General features: G+C 65.5%; 22 protein-coding genes. 9 read left to right on the forward strand and 13 right to left on the reverse strand.

Annotated elements, in window-relative coordinates:
- Positions 1-5: 5 nt before the first annotated feature.
- From ABE423_RS12535 to ABE423_RS12545, 3 genes are all read right to left on the reverse strand, one after another.
- Complete coding sequence (locus tag ABE423_RS12535; RefSeq protein WP_071227692.1) at positions 6-668, reverse strand: DUF1629 domain-containing protein; 663 nt, start codon at positions 666-668, stop codon at positions 6-8.
- A 200-nt stretch (positions 669-868) separates the two neighbouring features.
- Complete coding sequence (locus ABE423_RS12540; RefSeq protein ID WP_125894272.1) at positions 869-1,225, reverse strand: hypothetical protein; 357 nt, start codon at positions 1,223-1,225, stop codon at positions 869-871.
- Positions 1,226-1,699: 474 nt separating this feature from the next.
- The gene (locus ABE423_RS12545; protein WP_293792092.1) at positions 1,700-2,560 is read right to left on the reverse strand and encodes an OST-HTH/LOTUS domain-containing protein; all 861 of its coding nucleotides are present in this window, start codon (positions 2,558-2,560) and stop codon (positions 1,700-1,702) included.
- Between the two features lie 255 nt (positions 2,561-2,815).
- Here ABE423_RS12545 and ABE423_RS12550 point away from each other — a divergent pair, with 255 nt between their 5' ends.
- Together ABE423_RS12550 and ABE423_RS12555 are read left to right on the forward strand one after the other, a co-directional pair.
- Positions 2,816-3,418, forward strand: coding sequence for a DUF998 domain-containing protein (locus tag ABE423_RS12550; RefSeq protein ID WP_125894268.1), 603 nt, complete (start codon positions 2,816-2,818; stop codon positions 3,416-3,418).
- Between the two features lie 75 nt (positions 3,419-3,493).
- Positions 3,494-3,871: a hypothetical protein gene (locus ABE423_RS12555; protein ID WP_125894266.1), complete on the forward strand. Its 378-nt coding sequence runs from the start codon at positions 3,494-3,496 to the stop codon at positions 3,869-3,871.
- A gap of 261 nt (positions 3,872-4,132) precedes the next feature.
- On the opposite strand, the gene arr is transcribed toward ABE423_RS12555, so the two are convergent.
- Entirely contained in the window at positions 4,133-4,567 is a 435-nt protein-coding gene (arr, locus tag ABE423_RS12560; RefSeq protein WP_125894264.1) for an NAD(+)--rifampin ADP-ribosyltransferase, read from the reverse strand.
- 126 nt (positions 4,568-4,693) lie between these two features.
- Positions 4,694-4,945 carry an accessory factor UbiK family protein gene (locus ABE423_RS12565; RefSeq protein WP_049421110.1) on the reverse strand — a complete coding sequence of 84 codons (252 nt, stop codon included), beginning with the start codon at positions 4,943-4,945 and terminating at the stop codon, positions 4,694-4,696.
- A gap of 155 nt (positions 4,946-5,100) precedes the next feature.
- Here ABE423_RS12565 and ABE423_RS12570 point away from each other — a divergent pair, with 155 nt between their 5' ends.
- Entirely contained in the window at positions 5,101-5,439 is a 339-nt protein-coding gene (locus ABE423_RS12570; RefSeq protein ID WP_005411374.1) for a P-II family nitrogen regulator, read from the forward strand.
- A 132-nt stretch (positions 5,440-5,571) separates the two neighbouring features.
- Here ABE423_RS12570 and ABE423_RS12575 read toward each other — a convergent pair whose 3' ends face one another.
- Positions 5,572-6,231, reverse strand: a complete 660-nt coding sequence (locus tag ABE423_RS12575; RefSeq protein WP_125894262.1) for an RIO1 family regulatory kinase/ATPase — start codon at positions 6,229-6,231, stop codon at positions 5,572-5,574.
- A gap of 436 nt (positions 6,232-6,667) precedes the next feature.
- Between ABE423_RS12575 and ABE423_RS12580 the strand changes: the two genes are divergently transcribed.
- Positions 6,668-7,573: an aspartyl/asparaginyl beta-hydroxylase domain-containing protein gene (locus ABE423_RS12580; protein WP_024957655.1), complete on the forward strand. Its 906-nt coding sequence runs from the start codon at positions 6,668-6,670 to the stop codon at positions 7,571-7,573.
- A 113-nt stretch (positions 7,574-7,686) separates the two neighbouring features.
- Here the strand turns inward: ABE423_RS12580 and speE are convergent, their stop codons facing one another.
- Entirely contained in the window at positions 7,687-8,538 is an 852-nt protein-coding gene (gene speE, locus ABE423_RS12585; protein ID WP_032127130.1) for a polyamine aminopropyltransferase, read from the reverse strand.
- A gap of 191 nt (positions 8,539-8,729) precedes the next feature.
- Between speE and speA the strand changes: the two genes are divergently transcribed.
- A complete protein-coding gene (gene speA, locus ABE423_RS12590) occupies positions 8,730-10,619 on the forward strand; it encodes an arginine decarboxylase (protein WP_012512349.1) in 1,890 nt (629 codons plus the stop codon).
- Between the two features lie 43 nt (positions 10,620-10,662).
- Positions 10,663-10,983, forward strand: coding sequence for a DUF6122 family protein (locus ABE423_RS12595; protein WP_019661547.1), 321 nt, complete (start codon positions 10,663-10,665; stop codon positions 10,981-10,983).
- A 163-nt stretch (positions 10,984-11,146) separates the two neighbouring features.
- Here the strand turns inward: ABE423_RS12595 and ABE423_RS12600 are convergent, their stop codons facing one another.
- The 3 genes from ABE423_RS12600 to ABE423_RS12610 are packed head-to-tail and all read right to left on the reverse strand — an operon-like array spanning position 11,147 to position 13,412.
- Positions 11,147-12,466, reverse strand: coding sequence for a HAMP domain-containing sensor histidine kinase (locus ABE423_RS12600; protein WP_125894260.1), 1,320 nt, complete (start codon positions 12,464-12,466; stop codon positions 11,147-11,149).
- Positions 12,463-13,122, reverse strand: a complete 660-nt coding sequence (locus ABE423_RS12605; RefSeq protein ID WP_125894258.1) for a response regulator transcription factor — start codon at positions 13,120-13,122, stop codon at positions 12,463-12,465. The genes ABE423_RS12600 and ABE423_RS12605 overlap by 4 nt, the downstream gene beginning before the upstream one ends.
- Positions 13,122-13,412 carry a PepSY domain-containing protein gene (locus ABE423_RS12610; RefSeq protein WP_005411366.1) on the reverse strand — a complete coding sequence of 97 codons (291 nt, stop codon included), beginning with the start codon at positions 13,410-13,412 and terminating at the stop codon, positions 13,122-13,124. The genes ABE423_RS12605 and ABE423_RS12610 overlap by 1 nt, the downstream gene beginning before the upstream one ends.
- Positions 13,413-13,563: 151 nt before the next feature.
- Between ABE423_RS12610 and ABE423_RS12615 the strand changes: the two genes are divergently transcribed.
- Complete coding sequence (locus tag ABE423_RS12615; RefSeq protein WP_125894255.1) at positions 13,564-13,998, forward strand: PepSY domain-containing protein; 435 nt, start codon at positions 13,564-13,566, stop codon at positions 13,996-13,998.
- 128 nt (positions 13,999-14,126) lie between these two features.
- On the opposite strand, the gene ABE423_RS12620 is transcribed toward ABE423_RS12615, so the two are convergent.
- The 3 genes from ABE423_RS12620 to ABE423_RS12630 form a co-directional block, all read right to left on the reverse strand.
- Positions 14,127-14,609, reverse strand: a complete 483-nt coding sequence (locus ABE423_RS12620) for a hypothetical protein (protein WP_049400799.1) — start codon at positions 14,607-14,609, stop codon at positions 14,127-14,129.
- A gap of 126 nt (positions 14,610-14,735) precedes the next feature.
- Positions 14,736-15,944, reverse strand: coding sequence for an FAD-dependent oxidoreductase (locus ABE423_RS12625; RefSeq protein WP_346486239.1), 1,209 nt, complete (start codon positions 15,942-15,944; stop codon positions 14,736-14,738).
- 13 nt (positions 15,945-15,957) lie between these two features.
- Positions 15,958-16,452 (reverse strand): lipocalin family protein, encoded by a 495-nt coding sequence (locus ABE423_RS12630; protein WP_285301785.1) that lies wholly within the window; start codon positions 16,450-16,452, stop codon positions 15,958-15,960.
- 182 nt (positions 16,453-16,634) lie between these two features.
- Between ABE423_RS12630 and ABE423_RS12635 the strand changes: the two genes are divergently transcribed.
- Positions 16,635-16,883, forward strand: a complete 249-nt coding sequence (locus tag ABE423_RS12635; protein ID WP_006399378.1) for a hypothetical protein — start codon at positions 16,635-16,637, stop codon at positions 16,881-16,883.
- A 147-nt stretch (positions 16,884-17,030) separates the two neighbouring features.
- On the forward strand, positions 17,031-19,394 hold the full coding sequence (locus ABE423_RS12640) for a DUF3772 domain-containing protein (protein WP_346486242.1): 2,364 nt from the start codon (positions 17,031-17,033) through the stop codon (positions 19,392-19,394).
- Positions 19,395-19,571 lie beyond the last annotated feature (177 nt).

Here is a 19,571-nt window from a genome sequence, read left to right on the forward strand (position 1 = left end):
TCGTCTTAGAGATCGGCTACATCACGCAGCCGTACGCCGGAGAAGTTGGCCGCAGCCAATGCATCAAACATCGCGCGGTCGCAGATGGGCGGTGCGCCCATTCGATCCTGGCGGAAGATATGGGCATCGCCCACAACGTCCTGTTTGAACACCAGGCTGGCTCCTCCAACGAGGCTGTAAAGCTTCTCGTCCTCGCCGGTCTGATAATTGTGATCGAGCTTGATCCTCACGCGGGAAGCGGCTTCATCCAGGGCATCGAGCCTGCGCAGCACATTGCCCAGGTAGTACCGAGGGCCGGGGCTGCCGTCGGCAAGGCTGAAGTCGCAGGCCACAAAGGCAAACGCTTCGGGGTCCATCCGTTCAAACAGCTGCTTCAACGGTTCCGACACAATCCAGATGCCAGCGAGCTCTTCCAGATCGCGTGGCATTGCTCCCTTCTGGGGCACATGAATCAGGTGGGGGCGCTCCGGATACTGGCCTGGCGTTCCATCAGGACGCGAGACGACATTCATCCCTGGATCGATCAGCTTCTCTTCGTTGGCGATCTCTATGCCTGGAACCCTGCTGTTGCCCAGGAGGCCGGCGTCGATCAGGAAGAATTCGCCCTTGTGAGATGCGGCTTCGGCTGAAACTTCAGTGGCGGTCGATTCGGTCACGGGGGCGTCCATCTATGGATGCGGGGGCAGAACGGGAAAGCCGTTGGACCGATGCTAGCTGGGCTTCAGTGCAGCCACAAGTTGCGCCGAAACGGTGCCCGAGGTGTCCGATTCGCGTGAATCCCGGGAAAGTTCGGAACAATGCAGAAGAGGGCGCTGCGATTCATTCGTCACTCCGCACACAGACAGAAAACGCCGCGCCATACGCACGCTCAGTCCTTTGGTCGCATCCGCTCGTGGATGAAGGCGGTCAGCGCGAGGTCGGCCATCACCAGCCCCTCCATCACCCGGTCGCCCACGTACTGCTCCGGCTCGCCGTTCTGGCGCGTGCGCTCGGCCGCCAGCAGGATCTCCTGCACGATACGCTGGCCGGTGAGCGCGCAGTCGGCGTCGGACAACGCCATCTGCCGGCTGCGCAGGTGATGGCGCTCGGGCCAAGGCTGGCCGTCGGCCGCAGCGCCCGCGCCGATGGCGTGCAGGATGGCGATGAGGCTGTTGCGGTCTGGGGCCGAAGCGCGTGACGGCGCTTCCTGGATCGGGCGCGGGGGAGGGGAGGGCGGCGTGGTCATGGCGGGCTCCGTGCAAGCAGGCAGAAGCCGCCACCGATAAAGGTGGCGGGCAGAGCGTGGCTCGAAAACCGGATGTTGGGAACCGGCGGGTACAAGACCCCCACGCCCCGCCCGCCATAGCCGGCAGACGGATTGCCAGCCGGCACCACGCGCGGTGGTGCCGGCTGGCAAGCGCAAACTACTTCCCAACAAAACGGGTTTTCGAGGCCCGGCCACCCGTTTTCGGTGGCGATACCAGAGTTGCCTGATGTAGTTGGGAATGCCAAGGGGATGGGGTCAATGCCGCCAAAACCCGAGACGCTTTTGGCATTGTCGCATAGCGCCGGAAGCCGCGAGAGCCTTGGCGTGCTAGGCGGTGCGGCACTTCTGGAACGGAGTCGTCAGAACCTTCCGTAAGAGACGCAGGGAACGGCAAATGCGACAGTACTTGGTAGGCGAAAGCGTATTGCTGCTACTACCAAGAGCGGCGCCTGGCTAGCCAGGCGAATCTGGCCGCTCGCGGAACCAAGCCCCGAGCTGGCCGTGGTGCGCGAAGTGGCGCAGTTCGAATTGACGAGATTCGTGAATGACGTGCCGCCATCGGGCACAGCCGTACTTCTTGGGGGTTTGTTCCGGGTGGTGCTCTGCTACCCAGCGAACGGCTGTGTCCAGATTCACCCAGCCGTCGATTGCCCGTTCTCGGAAGGCCTGTCTCAGCGCACTGACAATACCTGTGAGCGGCCAGTGGATCTGACCATCAGGCGCGATGCCATTGACCAGAAGGTCATGGAACTGAGGTGAGTGAACCAGTTCCGCAAAGGCTTTCGCTCCTTGCGCAACATCTGCCGCAAGTGCACGCAGCCGTTGAAATTGGGGGTCGATCTGAGCGTAGGAACGGCTGAGTGCAACCTGTGCCTCCAGGCATCCTTCGACAGTCTGGATATCGTATTGCTCAATGAAGTGGTGAACGAGCACGTTCCTGAGGTTCACCAGATCGTGCAGGTCGGCTTGCAGCGTTGCATGGGATTGCTCTGGAAACTCTAGCCCCATGTGCAGAGCGACGAAGCTTGAATTGCTGTCGTAACCCGATGGGCCGCCAGGGGCTTCGCTGCCCTCTTTGACCACGCATTCGGCAGTCAGGTGACCTACCAGCACCCCCATTGTCTTGCCGCTGATCTCTGCTTTGCGCTTGTCCAAGGCCATTGGGAGTGTTTCCGGCGTACCGAACAACTTCTGAAAGGCGAGCATGGACTTCATCAGTTGCTCGCACTGCTGAAGTCGCAGAATGCAACGGCCAAGAAGCCGTTGCACTTCGTGCTGTGCACCGACAATGTCATTCTGGTCGACGGCGGGCATGGCAAACCTGGGCATGGGACACGTCGACTTTACAGCCAGAAATCGTGGAAGCTCAGGCTGGACCAGAAAGATGAGGTTGTTGACTGCATCACTTGCGGGCATGAGTGACTTTCTGCCTATTGACCCCGCAGGGCGTCACGCAGAATCTGACTACCGCTGTAGTCACCCGGAACTGTCCTGTCCGCAGCAGGAGGGATCTGCGGCGTTTGAACGGATTCCACCCACTGGCGCAGGCCAAAACAAGGATCACTGCACGTGTTACGCGGCAATCGACTTCTTCTGTCTGCGGGTCTGGTCCCGCTTCCGTGGTTCCTGTTCTGGACCAGCGTTGCCGCCGTGTTCGCGCCGGGCTACAACCCGCTTGCACAACACGCCAGCGAGCTGCTGCAGGCGCCAACGCTCGCAAGCGTCTGCGGCAGGATTGCCGCCATCGGCTCCGGCGTGGGCTTCGTGGCGTTCTCCATCGGGGTATGGCGGGAGTCCGGTCGCCGGATTGCCGTAGGCGCGATCTGCTGGATGATCTTTGGCGTCTCCATGCTGACCAACGGGCTCTGGCCCATGGGCCATCCGATGCACGGCTTCTACACCATCGGTATCGCAAACATCATTGCACCTGCGATGTCGCACATCGAGATGAGCGCGTGGTCTGCCAACCGAAGGGCGTACGCCGTGACCGCTTTGGTGAGCATTGCGAGCATCGTCTACCTCTGGTTGAACCTGGTCGGCGCGGATCCGGAGGGCTTCAGAGGGCTGACCCAGCGCCTGTTCTCTTCGATCAACTCGCTGTGGCCATTCCTGGTGGCGTTGTATCTGCTGCGCAGGGATTCCAACGAGCTGAAGACGCACCTCGAGCACTGATGGGCACACATGCGGGTTGATGTGTTCAATTGGTGGCCGGCCCACTACTTCTGACTGGATGAAGGACCTCTCGTGATGAAACTTCCAGCCCGCTTCTGGGTGCATCTTTTCAGCCATCTGGGGTTCGTCGGGATCCTGGCCGGGCTGTTGGCCGGCTGGGTGGGGACGTTCTTCGAGGCCCTTGCCGGTCATTCCGATGCCGCAACCGACGCCGCCCGGGTGAGCGGCGTTGGAACGCTGTTCGGGTTCTGCATGCTTGCCCTGTTGCTGCTGGGAGCGCTGACCGTCTCTGGCGAGCTGTTCGGGCTGATCAGGCCGTACGACCGCAAGGCGCCATATCGGCATGAGGCGCAGGCGATGCATCGGAAGGTGTTGCTGATTGTCGTGGCGGTACTGTCCTGGGCGGGCCTGACTGCGGCGTTCGTCATTGGGTCGATGATGCGCTCCAGCTAGGTGCTGATGGTGGTGCTGGCATCTTCGGATTCCTCGGCAGAAGGAATCGGCGGGTTCGACACGGGAAGCCGGGCGGAGTGGTGATTCATCCGGAATCGGTTGCCCTGACCAGGGACAGCCTGCGGATTGAGGTGATACCGGTGCGGTCGCCGCGATGAGACGACTGGAGGATGAGATGCCGTGTGGCACGATTCGCGGATAAGGGCCACACGAGCGTGTTGATAGGAAGACGCCGACGTGCCCCGTCGGCGTCTTCCTCCATCAATTGATGATCTCCCCACTCCCCGAAGCAACAAACGCCTTCAACTGCCGAACGAACTCGGCGTCATAAAGCTCCCACTCCACAATCTCCCCAATAACCCGCAACGGCTGCGCACTCCGATACGACCGCGTCGGGTTCCCGGGAAACTTCTTGTTGGTCACGTTCGGGTCGTCTTCAAACGACCCGGTCGGCTCCACCACATACACGCGCGGCCGCCCCTCGCCCCTGGCCATCTCCGCAGCCAACCCGGCGCCCTTGGCAATCGTGGTGAAGTAGATGTGGTTCATCACCACGCTGTCGCGATAGTTGGAGCGGAAGCCCGCGCTCAGCAACTCGCCCACCGCGAGGTCTGCGCGGGTGCCGTGGTAGAACGGCCCGGCGACCTGGTCGCAGGTGTCATGCGAAACGGGTGTCCATTCGGTGTCCTGCGCCATCGGCACTGCCCCTGCGTGTCCTGCCGGATCGACAGGCCGGCGAGTCTAGGGCGCCCGGCGGGCCTTGCTGCAAGGCCCCATCCGGGAAATAATCTGTAAACGGGAGGCGCGGTGCGCCTCCTTTTTTCATTCTGCGGCGCCGCGCCCTTCCAGCTCGCGCACGGCGGTTTCCAGCGCGTCCAGCTTCTGGCGGGTCTTCAGCAGCACGGCGCGCTGCACTTCGAACTCCTCTCGGGTGACCAGATCGAGCTTGGCCAGGCCGGCCTGCAGCGCGCTCTTGAAGGTGGCCTGCAGTTCCTCGCGCGATTCGCGCAGGCCCGGCGGCACCAGGTCGCTGAGGCGACGGGCGAGGTCATCGATGTGGTTCAGGTCGATCATGGGGTGCTCCGTGGGGGTGGGCCCGTGCATCCGGCGCGGGCAGGCCATTCGGGCACAAGGATACTGCCGGCACCCATCGCCCGGACAGGCGGCGGCGGCTTCGCACGGGCCGCGTTCAGGCGCTATCCTCCACGCCGGAAGACAGGAGATAGACGATGAAGATGGTCATGGCGGTGATCAAGCCGTTCAAGCTCGATGACGTGCGCGAAGCGCTGGCCGAGCGTGGGGTCACCGGGATCACGGTGACGGAAGTGAAGGGCTTTGGTCGCCAGAAGGGTCATACCGAGCTGTACCGCGGCGCGGAGTATGTGGTCGATTTCCTGCCGAAGGTGAAGCTGGAAGTGGCGGTGACCGATGACCAGGTTGAGGCCGTGGTTGAGGCCATCGTGAAGGCCGCCGGCACCGGCAAGATTGGTGACGGCAAGGTGTTCGTGTACGACCTGGGCAGCGTGGTGCGTATTCGTACCGGTGAGCTGGACGCGGACGCGTTGTAACCCGGTTTCTGTAGAGTCGAGCCATGCTCGACTGCATTTCGCGCGATGCAGGAAGAGCAGTCGAGCATGGCTCGACTCTACAAGGAGCGGTAAAGCGGTCGAGCAAGCTCGACCCCTACCAAAGCAAAGCATTTACCGGCGCTTGGCCCACTTGTAGAACCGCTTCCAGCCCTGCCGCACGGCGGCGACCCAACCCGGGTCGGCCACCAGTGCAGCCTGCGCGGCACTCGGCGCCTGGCCGGTTACGCGCTGGCGGATCTTCAGCAGGTTCTTCATGTCGCTGCGGCGCATCTGCCGGCTCAGCGGGCCGCGGCGCAGCCAACGCGGGGCCCGCCAGGCCGAGGTGAAGTCCAGCAGCACCGGTACGCCGCTGCTGACCACCACGTTGGTGCCATGCAGGTCGTTGTGCGTGATGCCGGCGGCGTGCAGGCGGCTGAGCGCGTGCTGCAACTGCTCGAACACGTCGTTGCCGACGGCCTGTGCGGTGCTCAGGGTCTGGCCGGGAATGAACTCCATGCCCAGTGCCAAGCCACCCAGCGTGCCGAGCAGTGCGGGGGCATGCTTCCAGCCGCCGAGGCGCTGCAGCATGCGTGCTTCACGGCGCACCATCAGCCGTGCAATCAGCGAAACGGGGGTGCCGCGGTAGCGGGAGTAATCCTTGATGACCGCCTCGCGCCCGTCCAGGCAGGTGCGGTAGACGTCGGGGGCCAGGAAGCGTTCGCCGCGCTTGAGCAGCAGCGGGGTGGCGGCGTCATCGCCGCAGGAGGAGGGGGGCAGAGCGGGAAGATACATGTCGGGGTCTCGGACGACCCGGTGGGTGGCGCAAAGCGTCAAGCGAACCGGTGTTACAGGGAGTTACTAAGTTTTCGTTAATTTTAGTACTCGCCAGTTCGCTATTCCACGATTTGTCGGAGAAATGTCGGGGTCGTGGCTGGAACAGTTCGTCGCGCCCAATCGGACAATTATGTCTCACTTGGCCGATGATTCTTTCAAAATCAATAGGTTGCGTTTCGCTCTATTTCGTTCATCCGCGGCCCGCTGAACGTCACGCACGTCCAGCTTGACCCCGACGCACGGCCTGCCGACCATAAGCTGTTAATTCGCGACATCGGCGGCCGCCCCTTCCTGGCACGTCCCCGTCCCCTGCCGCGGTCCCCACCGGTGCTGGCCGTCCGGCCGTGCATCGCCCTGATTCCCGTTCCGGCTGCGGCTGGAGGAAAGTGTTTTGATCATCAAAATCGTCATTGCAGCGCTGTTCGTCGCCTGCGTGCTGTACATCCACTTCCGTGGCAAGGTCCGCGCGCGCTGGTCGCGCCAGCTGCTGGACCACTCCAGTTTCATGGCCCCGATCAACGTGGTCATGTACATGTTCTCGAAGGTGCCGACCACGCCGTTCCTGGACCCGGCCAAGGAGTTTCCGCAGCTGGAGCCGCTGCGCCAGAACTGGCAGATGATCCGCGACGAGGCGCTGGCGCTGCGCGATGCACAGAAGATCGCTGCGTCCAGCACGTTCAACGACGCCGGCTTCAACTCGTTCTTCCGCCGTGGCTGGAAGCGCTTCTACCTGAAGTGGTACGGCCCGTCGCACCCGTCGGCGAAGGCGATGTGCCCCAAGACCACGGCGTTGCTCGAGTCGCTGCCGGACGTGCGCGCGGCGATGTTCGCGCAGCTGCCGTCGGGCAGCGAACTGCGCCCGCACCGCGACCCCTTCGCCGGTTCGCTGCGCCTGCACCTGGGCCTGGCCACGCCCAACAACGACGGCTGCTACATCGAAGTGGACGGCATCAAGAAGAGCTGGCGCGACGGCGAGTGGATGATGTTCGACGAGACCTACATCCACCACGCGCACAACGAGACGCCGGATGACCGCGTGATCCTGTTCTGCGACATCGCCCGTCCGCTGCGCTTCGGCCTGCCGGGCCTGTTCAACCGCGCGGTGGCGGCCACGCTGCTGGCCGGTGGTGCCTCGCCGAACCTGCCGGGTGACCCGACTGGTGGCGTCAACAAGGCGTTCGGCAGCGTTTACAAGGTGCGCCTGAAGGCCAAGGCGCTGCGCGAGCGCAGCGTGGTGGCCTACCAGCTGATCAAGTGGGGCCTGGTGGTGGCGGTGATCGCCGGTATCTGGGCGCTCTGATCGTTACATGCGGTTGCCGGCCAGCGGCCGGCACTACCGGACCATGAAAAAACCCGCGCTGTTGCCAGCGCGGGTTTTCTTTTGGGTGGGTGCCGACCGTTGGTCGGCACGCCTTACTTCAGCGCCGCCTGCACGAAGGGCGGGGTCACCAGCACGCCGGTGTGCAGCGCGGCGGTGTAGTACAGGGTGTTGAAGGTCTTGGCGGCTGAGTCGGCCTGGCGGAAGTCGAAGCTGCTGTCGCCCTTGCGCGCCATGGTCACGCTCCACCAGCCGGTGGGGTAGCACGGCTGCGGGAACGGCAGGGTCTTGAACGAGCCGAAGCCGGCCTTGCCCATCTCGGTGCGCATTTCGTTGATCAGGTCCAGCTGCATCAGCGGCGACTCGGACTGCTGCACCAGGATGCCGTCGTCCTTCAGGGCCTTGAAGCAGCTCTCGTAGAAGGCCTTGTTGAACAGGCCTTCGCCCGGGCCGACCGGGTCGGTCGAATCGACGATCACCACGTCCACGCTGCCGGCCGGGCAGTTGGCCATGTAGGCCACGCCGTCGTCGAACAGCAGCTCGGCGCGGGCGTCGTCGTTGGAATCGCACAGTTCCGGGAAGTGCTTGCGCGCCATCACGGTGACCTGCTCGTCGATATCGCACTGGGTCACGCTCTCCACGCCGGTGTGCTTGAGCACTTCGCGCAGGGTGCCGCAGTCGCCGCCACCGATGATCACCACGCGCTTGGGCGCGGCGTGGGTGAACAGCACCGGGTGGCTGATCATCTCGTGGTAGAAGAAGTTGTCCTTGCTGGTCAGCATGATGGCCCCGTCGATGGTCATCAGGTTGCCCCAGTCGGTGGTCTGGAAGATCTCGATCTTCTGGAACGGCGACTGCACCTCGTCCAGCTTGCCGGTGATGCGGTAGCCGATGGCCGAGCCGGTGCGCTCGAAGTGCTCGATGTACCAGTTGTTGCTGTCAGTCATTTGAAAACAGTCCTGTTCGGAGAGGTGAAGCCGGGCTGGCGGGCAGGGCCGCGTGGCACAGATGCCACATCCGGACGGATCGGCCCGTTCAGGTTGGAACCTGTCACGGGCGCGGGCGCGCATGATAACGAACCTGTGGGCATATAGGCGTTATCATGCCCCCCCTTTTATTGCCAACAAGGCCGACTGAAATGACCGATTGGTCCCTCGACCAAGCCCGCAAGACCTACTCGATCCCGCATTGGGCGGACGGTTACTTCGACGTGGATCAGGCCGGGCACATGGTGGTGAGACCGACCGGGGCGGACGGCCCGGTGGTGTCGCTGCCCAAGGTGGTCGATGCGGCCCGTGCGGCCGGCGCCAAGCTGCCGCTGCTGGTCCGCTTCCCGGACATCCTCGGCCAGCGCCTGGGCAAGCTGCAGGCGGCCTTCGGCCAGGCCCAGCAGGACTGGGAATACAGCGGCGGCTACACCGCCGTGTACCCGATCAAGGTCAACCAGACCCGCGGCGTGGCCGGCACCCTGGCCAGCCACCACGGCGAAGGCTTCGGCCTGGAAGCGGGCAGCAAGCCCGAGCTGATGGCCGTGCTGGCGCTGTCGCGCCCGGGTGGCCTGATCGTCTGCAACGGTTACAAGGACCGCGAGTACATCCGCCTGGCCCTGATCGGCCGCAAGCTGGGCCTGCAGACCTTCATCGTCATCGAAAAGCCTTCCGAACTGAAGCTGGTGCTGGAAGAGTCCAAGGCGCTGGACGTGAAGCCGGGCCTGGGCGTGCGCATGCGCCTGGCCTCGCTGGGCGCCGGCAAGTGGCAGAACAGCGGTGGCGACAAGGCCAAGTTCGGCCTGTCGCCGCGCCAGCTGCTGGACCTGTGGAAGTCGCTGCGTGACACCGAGTACGCCGACTGCCTGAACCTGCTGCACTTCCACATGGGCTCGCAGATCTCCAACGTGCGCGACATCGCCAACGGCATGCGCGAAGCCACCCGCTACTTCGTGGAGCTGTCGCGCCTGGGCGCGAAGATCACTCACGTCGATGTGGGCGGTGGCCTGGGCGTGGACTATGAAGGCACCCGTTCGCGCAGCTTCTGCTCGATCAACTACGGCCTGCATTCCTATGCCAGCAACATCGTGCAGCCGCTGGCCAATGCCTGCGAAGAGTTCGGCCTGACTCCGCCGCGCATCGTCACCGAGTGCGGCCGCGCGATGACCGCGCACCACGCGGTGCTGATCGCCAATGTCTCGGAAGTGGAAGAGGCGCAGGAAGGCCGCGTGCCGGACCAGCACGACGACGAGCCGGCCGCGATCCGCCACCTGCGCGAGATCCACGACGAGCTGGACGTGCGCCCGGCGGTGGAACTGTTCCAGGAAGCACAGCACTTCCACGCCGAAGGCCTGGCCAGCTATGCGCTGGGCCAGATCGACCTGCCGCAGCGTGCGCGCATCGACGATCTGTTCTACGCCATCGCCCATGGCGTGCGTGCGCGCCTGAGCTACGACGAGAAGAGCCATCGCCCGGTGCTGGATGAACTGAACGAGCGCCTGGTCGACAAGTACTTCGTCAACTTCAGCGTGTTCGAATCGATCCCGGACGTGTGGGCGATCGACCAGGTGTTCCCGATCGTGCCGATCGAGCGCCTGGACGAAACCCCGGACCGTCGCGGCATCATCGCCGACATGACCTGCGACTCGGACGGCATGGTGGAAACCTATGTCGAGAACGAGAGCCTGGACAGCTCGCTGCCGCTGCACAAGATGAAGCCGGGCGAGAGCTACCGCATCGGCTTCTTCATGGTCGGCGCCTACCAGGAAATCCTGGGCGACATCCACAACCTGTTCGGCGATACCGACGCGGTGGAAGTGCTGGCCGATGCCGATGGCTACGCCATCACCCAGCAGCGCCGTGGTGATACTACCGACGTGATGCTGGATTACGTGGGTTACCGCCTGGACGAGCTGCGTGCGACCTATGCGCAGCGCGTGGCCGAGGCGCAGCTGTCGCCGGAACGTGCGCAGGAGCTGTCGGAGGCGCTGGAAGCCGGCCTGACCGGTTACACCTACCTGTCCGACGAACCGCTGGTCTGAGGTCAACGGGAACGCCGGGCATGGCCCGGCGCTACCGGCCCCGATGAGCGCGCGCGCGATCTTCCACCTGTTCCTGCATGCCGCCGTGCCAGCCCTGCTGGCATGGCTGTTCTGGCGCAAGCGCTTCGCCTCGGCGTGGCTGCTGATGCTGCTGGGCTGGATCATCGATCTGGACCACCTGCTGGCCGATCCGATCTATGCACCGAACCGCTGCAGCATCGGTTTCCATCCTTTGCACACCGCACCCGCGATTGCCGTGTATGCAGGCCTGTGCGTGCCGAAGAGAACGCGGTTGTTCGGTATCGGTTTGATCATCCACATCGTGCTGGACGCGATTGATTGCTGGTGGATGCATCACCGTTGATGCTGGGTGGATGCCGACCTTGGTCGGCGCCTGCCCGGTGCACGGCGATCGGTCGGATTGGCGCTTGGTAGAGCCGGCCGCTGGCCGGCTTCCGCAGGGCGTTCCCGGTGATCACGTGGTTGCCGGCCAGCGGCCGGCACTACCCGCCGTCAGGTTGGCCGCCTCACGCCACCGGCAACCACAACGTGGCCCGCAATCCCGGCTGCGCATTCTCCAGTGCCAACCGCCCGCCATAACTGGCAGCGATATCACCCACAATCGCCAGGCCCAGCCCACTGCTGCCCTCGCGCTCATCCAGGCGCACGCCACGCTGGGTGACCTGTTCCAGCGCGTCTGCGGCCAGCCCGGGGCCGTCGTCGCGTACCTCAATGCGCAACTGCCCTTCGATGGTGTCTGCAGTGACGTCCACCTGTTGCTTCGCCCACTTGCCGGCGTTGTCCAGCAGATTGCCCAGCATCTCCTCCAGGTCCGCACTGGCACCGGCGAACTGCAGTGCCGGATCGATACCAGCCGCCGTGAACGTGATGCCACGTTCGCCATGCACGCGTGCCATCAGCCGGCACATCGCCTGTGCGACTGCCGCCACGTCGGTGCGCTGGCGATGGTCGGCGGCCAACCCTGCGGCCAGGTAACGGTCGACGCTGGCCTGCATACGCGCACTCTGCTCGCGTACGGTGGCGCGCCAGTCCGCGCCGTCGCCGTCGGCCTCAGTGGCCAGCACGCTCAGCGGGGTTTTCAGCGCATGCGCCAGATCCTGTGCACTGGTGCGCGCGCGCGCGACCATGCGTTGCTGATGCTCCAGCAGCGCGTTGAGCTCCTCGCCCAGCGGTGCGACCTCCGCACCCAGCCCCTGTGTATCGATGCGCTGCGCGTCGCCGCGCCGCACCCGTTCCAGCTGTGCACCGAGGCGATGCAATGGACGCAATCCGAAGTGCACCTGGCTGGCCAGCACCGCCAGCCACGCCGCGACCAACACACCCAGCGCGATGGCAGTACGCTGGCGGAACGCGGCAACGTCTGCATCCAGCGCGCTGCGATCGGTGGCAACCACGGCCACGAACGGTTCGTTGGCGCGTGGCAGGCGCACCTGCTGCACGCGTGCGCGCAGGGATTGCTGCAGCGGCCCACTCAGATTGCGCGTGGCCGGCCCGCTGGCTGTGACGGGCAGGGTTTCATCCCACAGCGAGCGCGACTGCAGCAGCACACGGCCATCGGCACCGGCGATCTGCCAGTAAGCACCTGAGAACACGCGCTGGAAGCGTGCGTCATTCGGTTCCTGGCGCAGGCGCAGCTGTCCGTCCGCATCCACTTCGGCCTGCGCCAGCAGGGTCAGCATGTCCTGCTGCAGTTCATGGTCGAAGCGATCGCGCGCGCTGCGCTTGAACAGCTCGCCCAGCAGTGCACTGGCCAGCAGCGAGACCAGCAGCAGGCCGACACCGCCAGCCAGCAGCAGGCGCCGTCGCAGCGAGGGTTGCCGGTTCATGGCGCGGCCAGCCGCCAGCCCTGGCCGCGCACGGTCTGGATCAGGTCGATGCCGAGCTTGCGGCGCACCCGCCCGAGCAGCACGTCCAGTGCGTTGGAGTCCGGGTCATGGCCGCAGTCGAACACCTGTTCGCCCAGGCGGTCGCGGCCGATCACCTGGCCGCTGTGGTGGATGAAGTAACTGAGCAGGCGGAACTCCTGCGGGCTCAGCGACAGCGCCTGCCCATCCAGTTCAAAGCGGCCGGCGTTGACGTCCAGCTGCAGCGGGCCGCAGTGCAGGCGCGGGCTGGCGTGGCCGTGGCTGCGACGGATCAGTGCGCGCAGGCGCAGCACCAGTTCGTCGGCCTGGAATGGCTTGGTGAGATAGTCATCGGCACCGGCATCGAACCCAGCCAGCTTGTCGTGCCAGCGCCCGCGTGCGGTCAGCACCAGCACCGGAAAGCTGCGGCCGTTGCCGCGCCAGCGCTCGATCACGCTCAGTCCGTCCAGCCCGGGCAGGCCCAGGTCGACGATGGCGGCCTGCAGATCTTCGATCTGGCCGATCTCCTCGGCCTGGCGGCCGTCGGCGACCACGTGCACCACGTAGCCGGCCTGCTCCAGCAGGGGCACCAGGCGCTGTGCCAGCGCGGCATCGTCTTCGGCCAACAGGATGCGCATCAGTCGTCGAGCTCCGTCTTCAGCAGCTTTCCGCTGCGCGCATCATAGTCCAGCTCCACTACCACGCCGTCGCCGCGCAGGATCTCCACTTCGTAGACGCCATCGTCCAGCTCCACTTCCAGCAGCTGGCCCGGAAAGCGCTTGAGCGCATCGCGCACCACGCTTTCCAGCGGCACGTAGCGGCCCTGCTGCACGGCGCGGCGCGCGACCTGCTGCGCCGGGTCCTGTGCCGGTGCGGCGGCGGTCGGGGCGCTGGCCAGGGCCAGCAGCAGGGGCAGGGTGGAGAGCATCGGGGCGCAGGGAGGGCTGTAGGAACAGGCGCGAGTGTGGAGGGGGTGACTAACAGCTGGCTAACAGTGCCGGCTAAGGAGCTGTTAACCACGGGGGGCATTGTGGCGCTGCCGGGATGGTCCGGCCACGAACACGAACAGGAGAACCCCCATGTTGAAGTCGCTCACCCTCGCCACTGTTGCTCTGCTGGCCATCGCACCGGCCGCACAGGCTGCACCGCTGGGCATGGCCCAGGTCGAACAGACCCTGCGCAAGGCCGGCTACACCCAGATCCACGAGATCGAACGCGATGATGGTCTGTGGGAGGCTGACGTGAGCCGCGCCGATGGCCGCTTCAGCGAGGTCTACGTTGACCCCAAGACCGGCGAGATCTTCGACGAGCACAGCGGCCGCGCGCTGTTGACCACCGAGCAGGTGCTGGCACGGGCACAGGCGCATGGCCTGCGCGAGATCCATTCGCTGGAACGCGATGGTGCGACCTGGTCGCTGGAAGCCCGCAATGCCCGCAACCAGAAAGTGGAGGTGCGCCTGAGCGGCTATGACGGCCGCATCCTGCACAGCGAGCGCGATGGCTGGCTGGATTGATTCGCGTGCCGGTAGGTGCCGGCCGCTGGCCGGCACACGGGGAGAAAGCGTGTCGACCAAGGTCGACACCTACCGGACACGTGCAGCGGTAGCGGCCGACCTTGGTCGGCCCAGGCCCGACGCGGCGCTTACCAGCCAAACGGCGGCGGGTAATCCCAGTAGCCCGGGCCGCGGCCGTAGTAGCCGCCGTACGGGCCGTAGAAGCCCGGGCCCTTGCCTTCGCTCACGTGGATGTTGACGTTGACCCCGTGGGTCTTGCCCTCATCGGTGGTGTAGTTCTTGCTCAGGTTCAGCGTGGCGGCGTTGTAGTGGCTGTTGCCACCGTTCTTGGAATAGCCGATGCCGGTGGTGAAGCTGCCGGACACTTTGACCTTGTCGTCGGTGACGTCGGCTATCTTCGCGTCGTCGTGCACGCGCGGGCCGCTCTTGTCACCGTAGTACGTGCCCGGCGGGTCCTGCTGCAGGGCCGGGTCGTTGAGGTAGCGCATCGGCGCCTGCGGCAGCGTCAGGTCCAGGCCGGCGGCCTGCGGCGCGGTGGCGCCAGCGGCGGACTGGGCCAGCACGGTTCCCGGCAGGGCCAGGCACAGCAGCAGGGTCAGGGGGCGGATCATGACGGCGCTCCAGCGGACAGGTGGCCACGCAACACGCGGCGGTACAGGCCGACGCTAGCAGGGGTTGCTTGAATGATGCCTGTCGGCGCCGGATTGGGGTAGAGCCAGGCCATGCCTGGCTGCAGGTCACAGCCGCCCGAACCCGAACAGCCCTTCCAGCGCATGCCTGCGCCGCTCGATCCGGGCCCGCAGCAGCTGGGCGCCGATCATCGAATAAGTGATGCCGTTGCCGCCGTAGGCCATGGCGAAATGCACCCGTGGCCCCCACTGATCGTGCGGGCCGAAGAAAGGCAGGCCGTCGGCGGTTTCGGCGAAGGTGCCGGCCCAGGAGAAGGCGGGCACCGGATCCAGCCGCGGGAACCAGTGCTGGAGCTGTTTCATCAGCTTGTCGGCCTTGCGCTCTACGCGCCTATCGCGGCGGGCGGGGATGTCGATGGCGTCGTCCAGCCCGCCCACCAGCAGGCGGCGGTCGCCGGTGGCGCGCAGGTAGAGGTACGGGCGTGCGCTCTCCCACACCATCGTGTTGCGCAGCCGGCCCAGCACGTCCGCATCGATCGGGTCGGTGATGAAGGCATAGCTGCTGCGGTTGCGTGCGACGCGCTGATGCAGCCAGCGTTGGTTGGCATAGCCCATTGCCAGCACCACGTGGCGGGCGTGGATCGTGGCGCCGTCCTCGGTGAGGGCGGTTACCCCGCGCGCGCTGGGCGTGAGCGTGTGCAGTACCGTACGGTCATGCACATTGCCGCCGCGCCGGCGCACGCGTTGCAGCAGCGCATAGGTCAGGCGATAGGGATCGACCCGCGCCGCCTGGCGCGTGAGCAGGGCACCGCCGGCGTCCACGTCGAAGCGCTTCCGCAGTGCCTCCGGGCCCAGCCAGCGGGCATCCAGGCCGATTCCGCGCCGTGCCTCACCTTCGGCCATCAGGCGCGGCACGTCGCGATGGCGGCTGGCCAGGTACAGGCTGTCCATGCGCTGGAAATCAACGTCTTTCAGGCCGCGAGCCACGTCGCCCAGGGCCGGAATCGCCTCGGCACACGCCCGATAGGCAAGCGCGGCGGCGTCCTGACCATGGCGCTGCGCCAGTTCCAGCAGATGGGTATCGATCTCGTACTGCAGCAACGCGGTGCTGGCAGCGGTGCTGCCCCAGCCGATGTCGCGCTGTTCGATCACTGCAACCTCGTGGCCGTGATGGGACAGCTCGTCTGCGATCAGCGCACCGGTGATGCCGCCACCGACCACCAGCACGTCGCAGCGCAGGTCCTTTTCCAATGGCGGAAACGCCTGGATCAATCCATTGCGTACCGCCCACCAGGGGTAACCGCTCTTCAGGTCCATAGCCGTGTGCTGCTCAGGCGGTGGGACGGCCGGTATGGGGGGTCTGGATCAGTTCGGACAGATCGAAGCCCTGCAGGCGGGCCGCCGCCAGATAATGGTCCTGCACGGTAGCGTCCAGCTGCGGTTCGCGGGCCAGCAGCCACAGGTACTTGCGATCGGGGCTGCCGACCAGTGCCACGCTGTAGTCCGGCGCGACCTGGATCACCCAGTAGTCGCCCTTGGCGAACGGCAGCCAGCGCAGGCCCTTGGGCAGGAAGCTCACCTCCAGGCGCGCGCTGTCGTTGTCGACGGCGCAGGCCTCGCCGGTGGCTTCCTCGACCTCGCCGTCCATACGGCAGCGGTTGGTGACGCCGACGTTGCCGTTGTCGAGCAGGGTGTAGTGCGCCGACACGTCGGTGCAGCCTTCCGGCTCGTGGCGCATCGGCAGGCGCGCGATCTCGTACCAGGTGCCCAGGTAGCGGGGCAGTTTGAGGTCGGCGACGGTCTTCAGCGGCGGGTGCTCGGTCATCGGTGGTCGTGGCAGGGGTGGGCCTCCACGATGCCGATGGCCTTGCCATGGGCGGGTGAAGCCGGGGCGATGGCCGTGTCCAGAACGTTCCGTCGCCCCGGCGGAGCGCCCGTTGTCACCGGCGTGGCGGTATCCTGCTGCCAGCGCCGTGTTTTCCTGATCCAACCGAGGTGGAGGTGCCGATGTACCAGGTGATCCTGTTGAAGAGTGAATCCGCGTTCGCACGCGAACAGTGGCCGCAGGTCGATGACCTGGTCGACTACGAAGGCGTGGCCTACAGCCTGCGTGCCGGCCCGCGCCAACCGCTGCCGACCGACCACGACTGGCACCCGGTGGCGGTGTATGCGCCCGATGAAATCACCGAGGAAGAGTTCCAGGACTGGTACGCGCTGCAGCAGCCCACGGTGGAAGAGCTGCGCCTGAAGTACTGATGCTCGACGCTGCCGGGGCCACCCATCCGCCCTTGACCGGCTCTGCCGTATAGTCGCGCGCAGGCGCGGTGGTCCGCGCGAACCGGTGTGGCTGGCTTGTCTTCTTTCCTGCGATCGATCCGTGCACGGGGGCCCTGGTGGGTTCTGATGCTGTGCACTGCCCTCCTGCTGTCCGCGCCGGTGCTGGCACAGGATGATGAGCCCACGCCGAAGCAGCAGCTGGCAGATATCGATGCGAAGCTGAAGGAGGTCGACCGCAAGCGTGGTGATGCGGCTGCCATCGAGACGCTGGCGATGCTGTCCGAGAATGCCTCGCAGGTACGGCGTGACGCCGAGGCGCTGGAAAAGGAGCTGCAGCCACAGCTCGTCCGCCTCGACGAACAACTGGCGCAGCTGGGCACGCCTGCCGAGGGCACCACCGAGCCGCCCGAACTGGCGGCGCAACGGCGCAGCATCAACAAACAACGCGACGGACTGGCCGCGTCCTTAGCGCAGGCCAAGACCAGTGCCGTGCGTGCCCAGCAGCTGGCAGCCGACATCGACCAGCAGCGCACTGCACAACGCGCCGAAGACATGGGGAAGAAGGTCGCCTCGCCGTTGTCTCCAGCACTGTGGAGCAAGGTGGCCGAACGCCTGCCGATCGATATCGCACGCGTCGCGCCGTTGGCCGAGCAGGGGCGCGATACGTTCGTCGCTGGCGTCCGGGCCAATGGCTGGGGCACGCCGCTGCTGGGCCTGCTGGCTGCACTGGTGATGATGTTCCCGCTGCGGTTGTGGCTGCGCCGGCTGGGTCGCCGCTTTGCCGCGTCCGAGCGTGCGCCCGATGGCCGCCTGCGGCGCTCCGGCCTGGCCATGTGGCTGCTGCTGGTGGGCACGCTGCTGCCCGGCTATGCCGTGGTGGTGCTGATGACGGCGCTGGATGCCATCAATGCGATTGCGCCGCGCCTGCAGGTGGTGGCCGACGGGCTGGAGACCGCAACGTTCCGCGCTGCGTTCATTGCGGCACTCAGCGCCTGCATGCTGGTTCCCAAGCGGCCGTCGTGGCGGTTGCTGAATCTGGATGACACCGCCGCGCTCAAGCTGCGCAAGTACGCGTGGGGCGCGGCGGCGCTTGCCTGGCTGAGCACGGTGCTGGTGGCCCTCGATCAGGCCACGCGTACCAGCGATGTCACCACGGTGGCGCTGGATGGCCTGATTGCGCTGACTTACCTGGGCCTGATCATGGCCATGCTGGTGACCCTGGCGCGCCTGCATCGCCGGCAGACCGCCGAGGCCGAGGCCAAGCTGGAGGCGCAGGCCGATGGCGTGGGCGCTGCCACTCCGGTGCGCCGCAGCAGCTGGCTGGTGCTGGCGCGCGTGGCGGGCAATGTCGCGGTGGTGGCCGCCATCGTCGCGACGTTGATGGGCTACCTGAACTTCGCCAAATTCGTGAACCAGCAGCTGATCGGCGGCAGCATCGTGGTGCTGGCGGCGACGCTGCTGTTCAAGTTCGTCGATGACTTGAGCACGTGGATGCTCAACGCCGACAGCAAGGTGGGTCAGACCATCCTGCTCAGTACCGGCCTGAGCGTGTCGCGGCTGGAGCAGGCCGGCGTGCTGCTCTCTGCAGCCCTGCGCACCATCGTCGTGCTGATCACATTGCTGGCGCTGGTGGCACCGTTTGGCAACATCGGCGCGGTGGTGGAACGCTTCTCTTCGCTGCTCACCACGGGCATTCCGTTGGGTGGAACCACCCTGAAGCCGATGCAGATTGTGCTGGCGGTTGTGGTGCTGCTGGCCGGCCTGGCGATCACCCAGCTGGTGCAGCGCTGGCTGACCGATACCTATCTGCCCAAGACCGAACTGGACCTGGGCGCACGCAATTCGGTCAGTACCGTCGCCCGCTACGTCGGCATCATCCTCGCCGTGATCTGGGCGTTGACGGCGATGGGGCTGGAGCTGACCAAGCTGGCGCTGCTCGTCAGTGCGTTGTCAGTGGGTATTGGTTTCGGCTTGCAGGTGATCACACAGAACTTCGTCTCCGGCCTGATCCTGCTGGCCGAGCGTCCTGTGAAGATCGGCGACTGGGTGAAGCTGGGCGACCAGGAGGGCGACATCCGCCGCATCAGCCTGCGTTCGACCGAGATCCAGGTAGGCGACAAGTCCACCCTGATCGTGCCCAACTCCGAGCTGGTCACCAAGACTGTGCGCAACATGACGATGGGCAACAACCAGGGCCGCATCCAGATCCAGTTCGCGGTGCCGCCCAGCACCGATGTCGGCAGCCTGCGTCAGGCGCTGCTGGATGCGTATACCGCGCACACCAACGTGCTGAAGCAGCCGGCCCCGACGGTCTACATCGACAGCATTGCCGGTGGCCAGATCACCATCAACAGCTTCGCGTACGTGGCCAGCCCGCGGCAGGTGTATGCGACCCGCAGCGATCTGTACTTCAGCCTGCTGCAGATCCTGGCGGAGCGGAACATCCCGCTGTCGACCCCGACCGACATCCACATCACCCGCGATCCGTAGGAGTAGGGCTTTCTTTGCAGGGCTGCGCCCTGCACCCGCTACAAGCCGGAGCAAAGGCAACAGCAACAGCGTGCATTCCGTGGTTTGGCGGGACGGTGTCGGAGTGCGGGGACGCCGTAAATCCATCCATGGAGGCTTGGCAGCCGCATCCATGCGGCTGACACCCCGCACTCCGAC

The organism is Stenotrophomonas sp. TWI1409, from assembly GCF_039673015.1.
Classification (GTDB): domain Bacteria; phylum Pseudomonadota; class Gammaproteobacteria; order Xanthomonadales; family Xanthomonadaceae; genus Stenotrophomonas; species Stenotrophomonas maltophilia_A.

Excerpts from the sequence above, each read along its gene's own strand:
- ABE423_RS12555 (WP_125894266.1), top strand. The coding sequence starts at position 3,494 with ATGAAACTTCCAGCCCGCTTCTGGGTGCATCTTTTCAGCCATCTGGGG.
- ABE423_RS12610 (WP_005411366.1), bottom strand. The coding sequence starts at position 13,412 with ATGCTCTCCACCCTGCCCCTGCTGCTGGCCCTGGCCAGCGCCCCGACC.
- speA (WP_012512349.1), top strand. The coding sequence starts at position 8,730 with ATGACCGATTGGTCCCTCGACCAAGCCCGCAAGACCTACTCGATCCCG.
- ABE423_RS12625 (WP_346486239.1), bottom strand. The coding sequence starts at position 15,944 with ATGGACCTGAAGAGCGGTTACCCCTGGTGGGCGGTACGCAATGGATTG.
- ABE423_RS12575 (WP_125894262.1), bottom strand. The coding sequence starts at position 6,231 with ATGTATCTTCCCGCTCTGCCCCCCTCCTCCTGCGGCGATGACGCCGCC.
- ABE423_RS12640 (WP_346486242.1), top strand. The coding sequence starts at position 17,031 with ATGCTGTGCACTGCCCTCCTGCTGTCCGCGCCGGTGCTGGCACAGGAT.
- ABE423_RS12545 (WP_293792092.1), bottom strand. The coding sequence starts at position 2,560 with ATGCCCGCCGTCGACCAGAATGACATTGTCGGTGCACAGCACGAAGTG.
- ABE423_RS12570 (WP_005411374.1), top strand. The coding sequence starts at position 5,101 with ATGAAGATGGTCATGGCGGTGATCAAGCCGTTCAAGCTCGATGACGTG.
- ABE423_RS12630 (WP_285301785.1), bottom strand. The coding sequence starts at position 16,452 with ATGACCGAGCACCCGCCGCTGAAGACCGTCGCCGACCTCAAACTGCCC.
- ABE423_RS12535 (WP_071227692.1), bottom strand. The coding sequence starts at position 668 with ATGGACGCCCCCGTGACCGAATCGACCGCCACTGAAGTTTCAGCCGAA.
- speE (WP_032127130.1), bottom strand. The coding sequence starts at position 8,538 with ATGACTGACAGCAACAACTGGTACATCGAGCACTTCGAGCGCACCGGC.
- ABE423_RS12615 (WP_125894255.1), top strand. The coding sequence starts at position 13,564 with ATGTTGAAGTCGCTCACCCTCGCCACTGTTGCTCTGCTGGCCATCGCA.
- ABE423_RS12540 (WP_125894272.1), bottom strand. The coding sequence starts at position 1,225 with ATGACCACGCCGCCCTCCCCTCCCCCGCGCCCGATCCAGGAAGCGCCG.
- arr (WP_125894264.1), bottom strand. The coding sequence starts at position 4,567 with ATGGCGCAGGACACCGAATGGACACCCGTTTCGCATGACACCTGCGAC.
- ABE423_RS12600 (WP_125894260.1), bottom strand. The coding sequence starts at position 12,466 with ATGAACCGGCAACCCTCGCTGCGACGGCGCCTGCTGCTGGCTGGCGGT.
- ABE423_RS12595 (WP_019661547.1), top strand. The coding sequence starts at position 10,663 with ATGAGCGCGCGCGCGATCTTCCACCTGTTCCTGCATGCCGCCGTGCCA.
- ABE423_RS12620 (WP_049400799.1), bottom strand. The coding sequence starts at position 14,609 with ATGATCCGCCCCCTGACCCTGCTGCTGTGCCTGGCCCTGCCGGGAACC.
- ABE423_RS12565 (WP_049421110.1), bottom strand. The coding sequence starts at position 4,945 with ATGATCGACCTGAACCACATCGATGACCTCGCCCGTCGCCTCAGCGAC.
- ABE423_RS12605 (WP_125894258.1), bottom strand. The coding sequence starts at position 13,122 with ATGCGCATCCTGTTGGCCGAAGACGATGCCGCGCTGGCACAGCGCCTG.
- ABE423_RS12635 (WP_006399378.1), top strand. The coding sequence starts at position 16,635 with ATGTACCAGGTGATCCTGTTGAAGAGTGAATCCGCGTTCGCACGCGAA.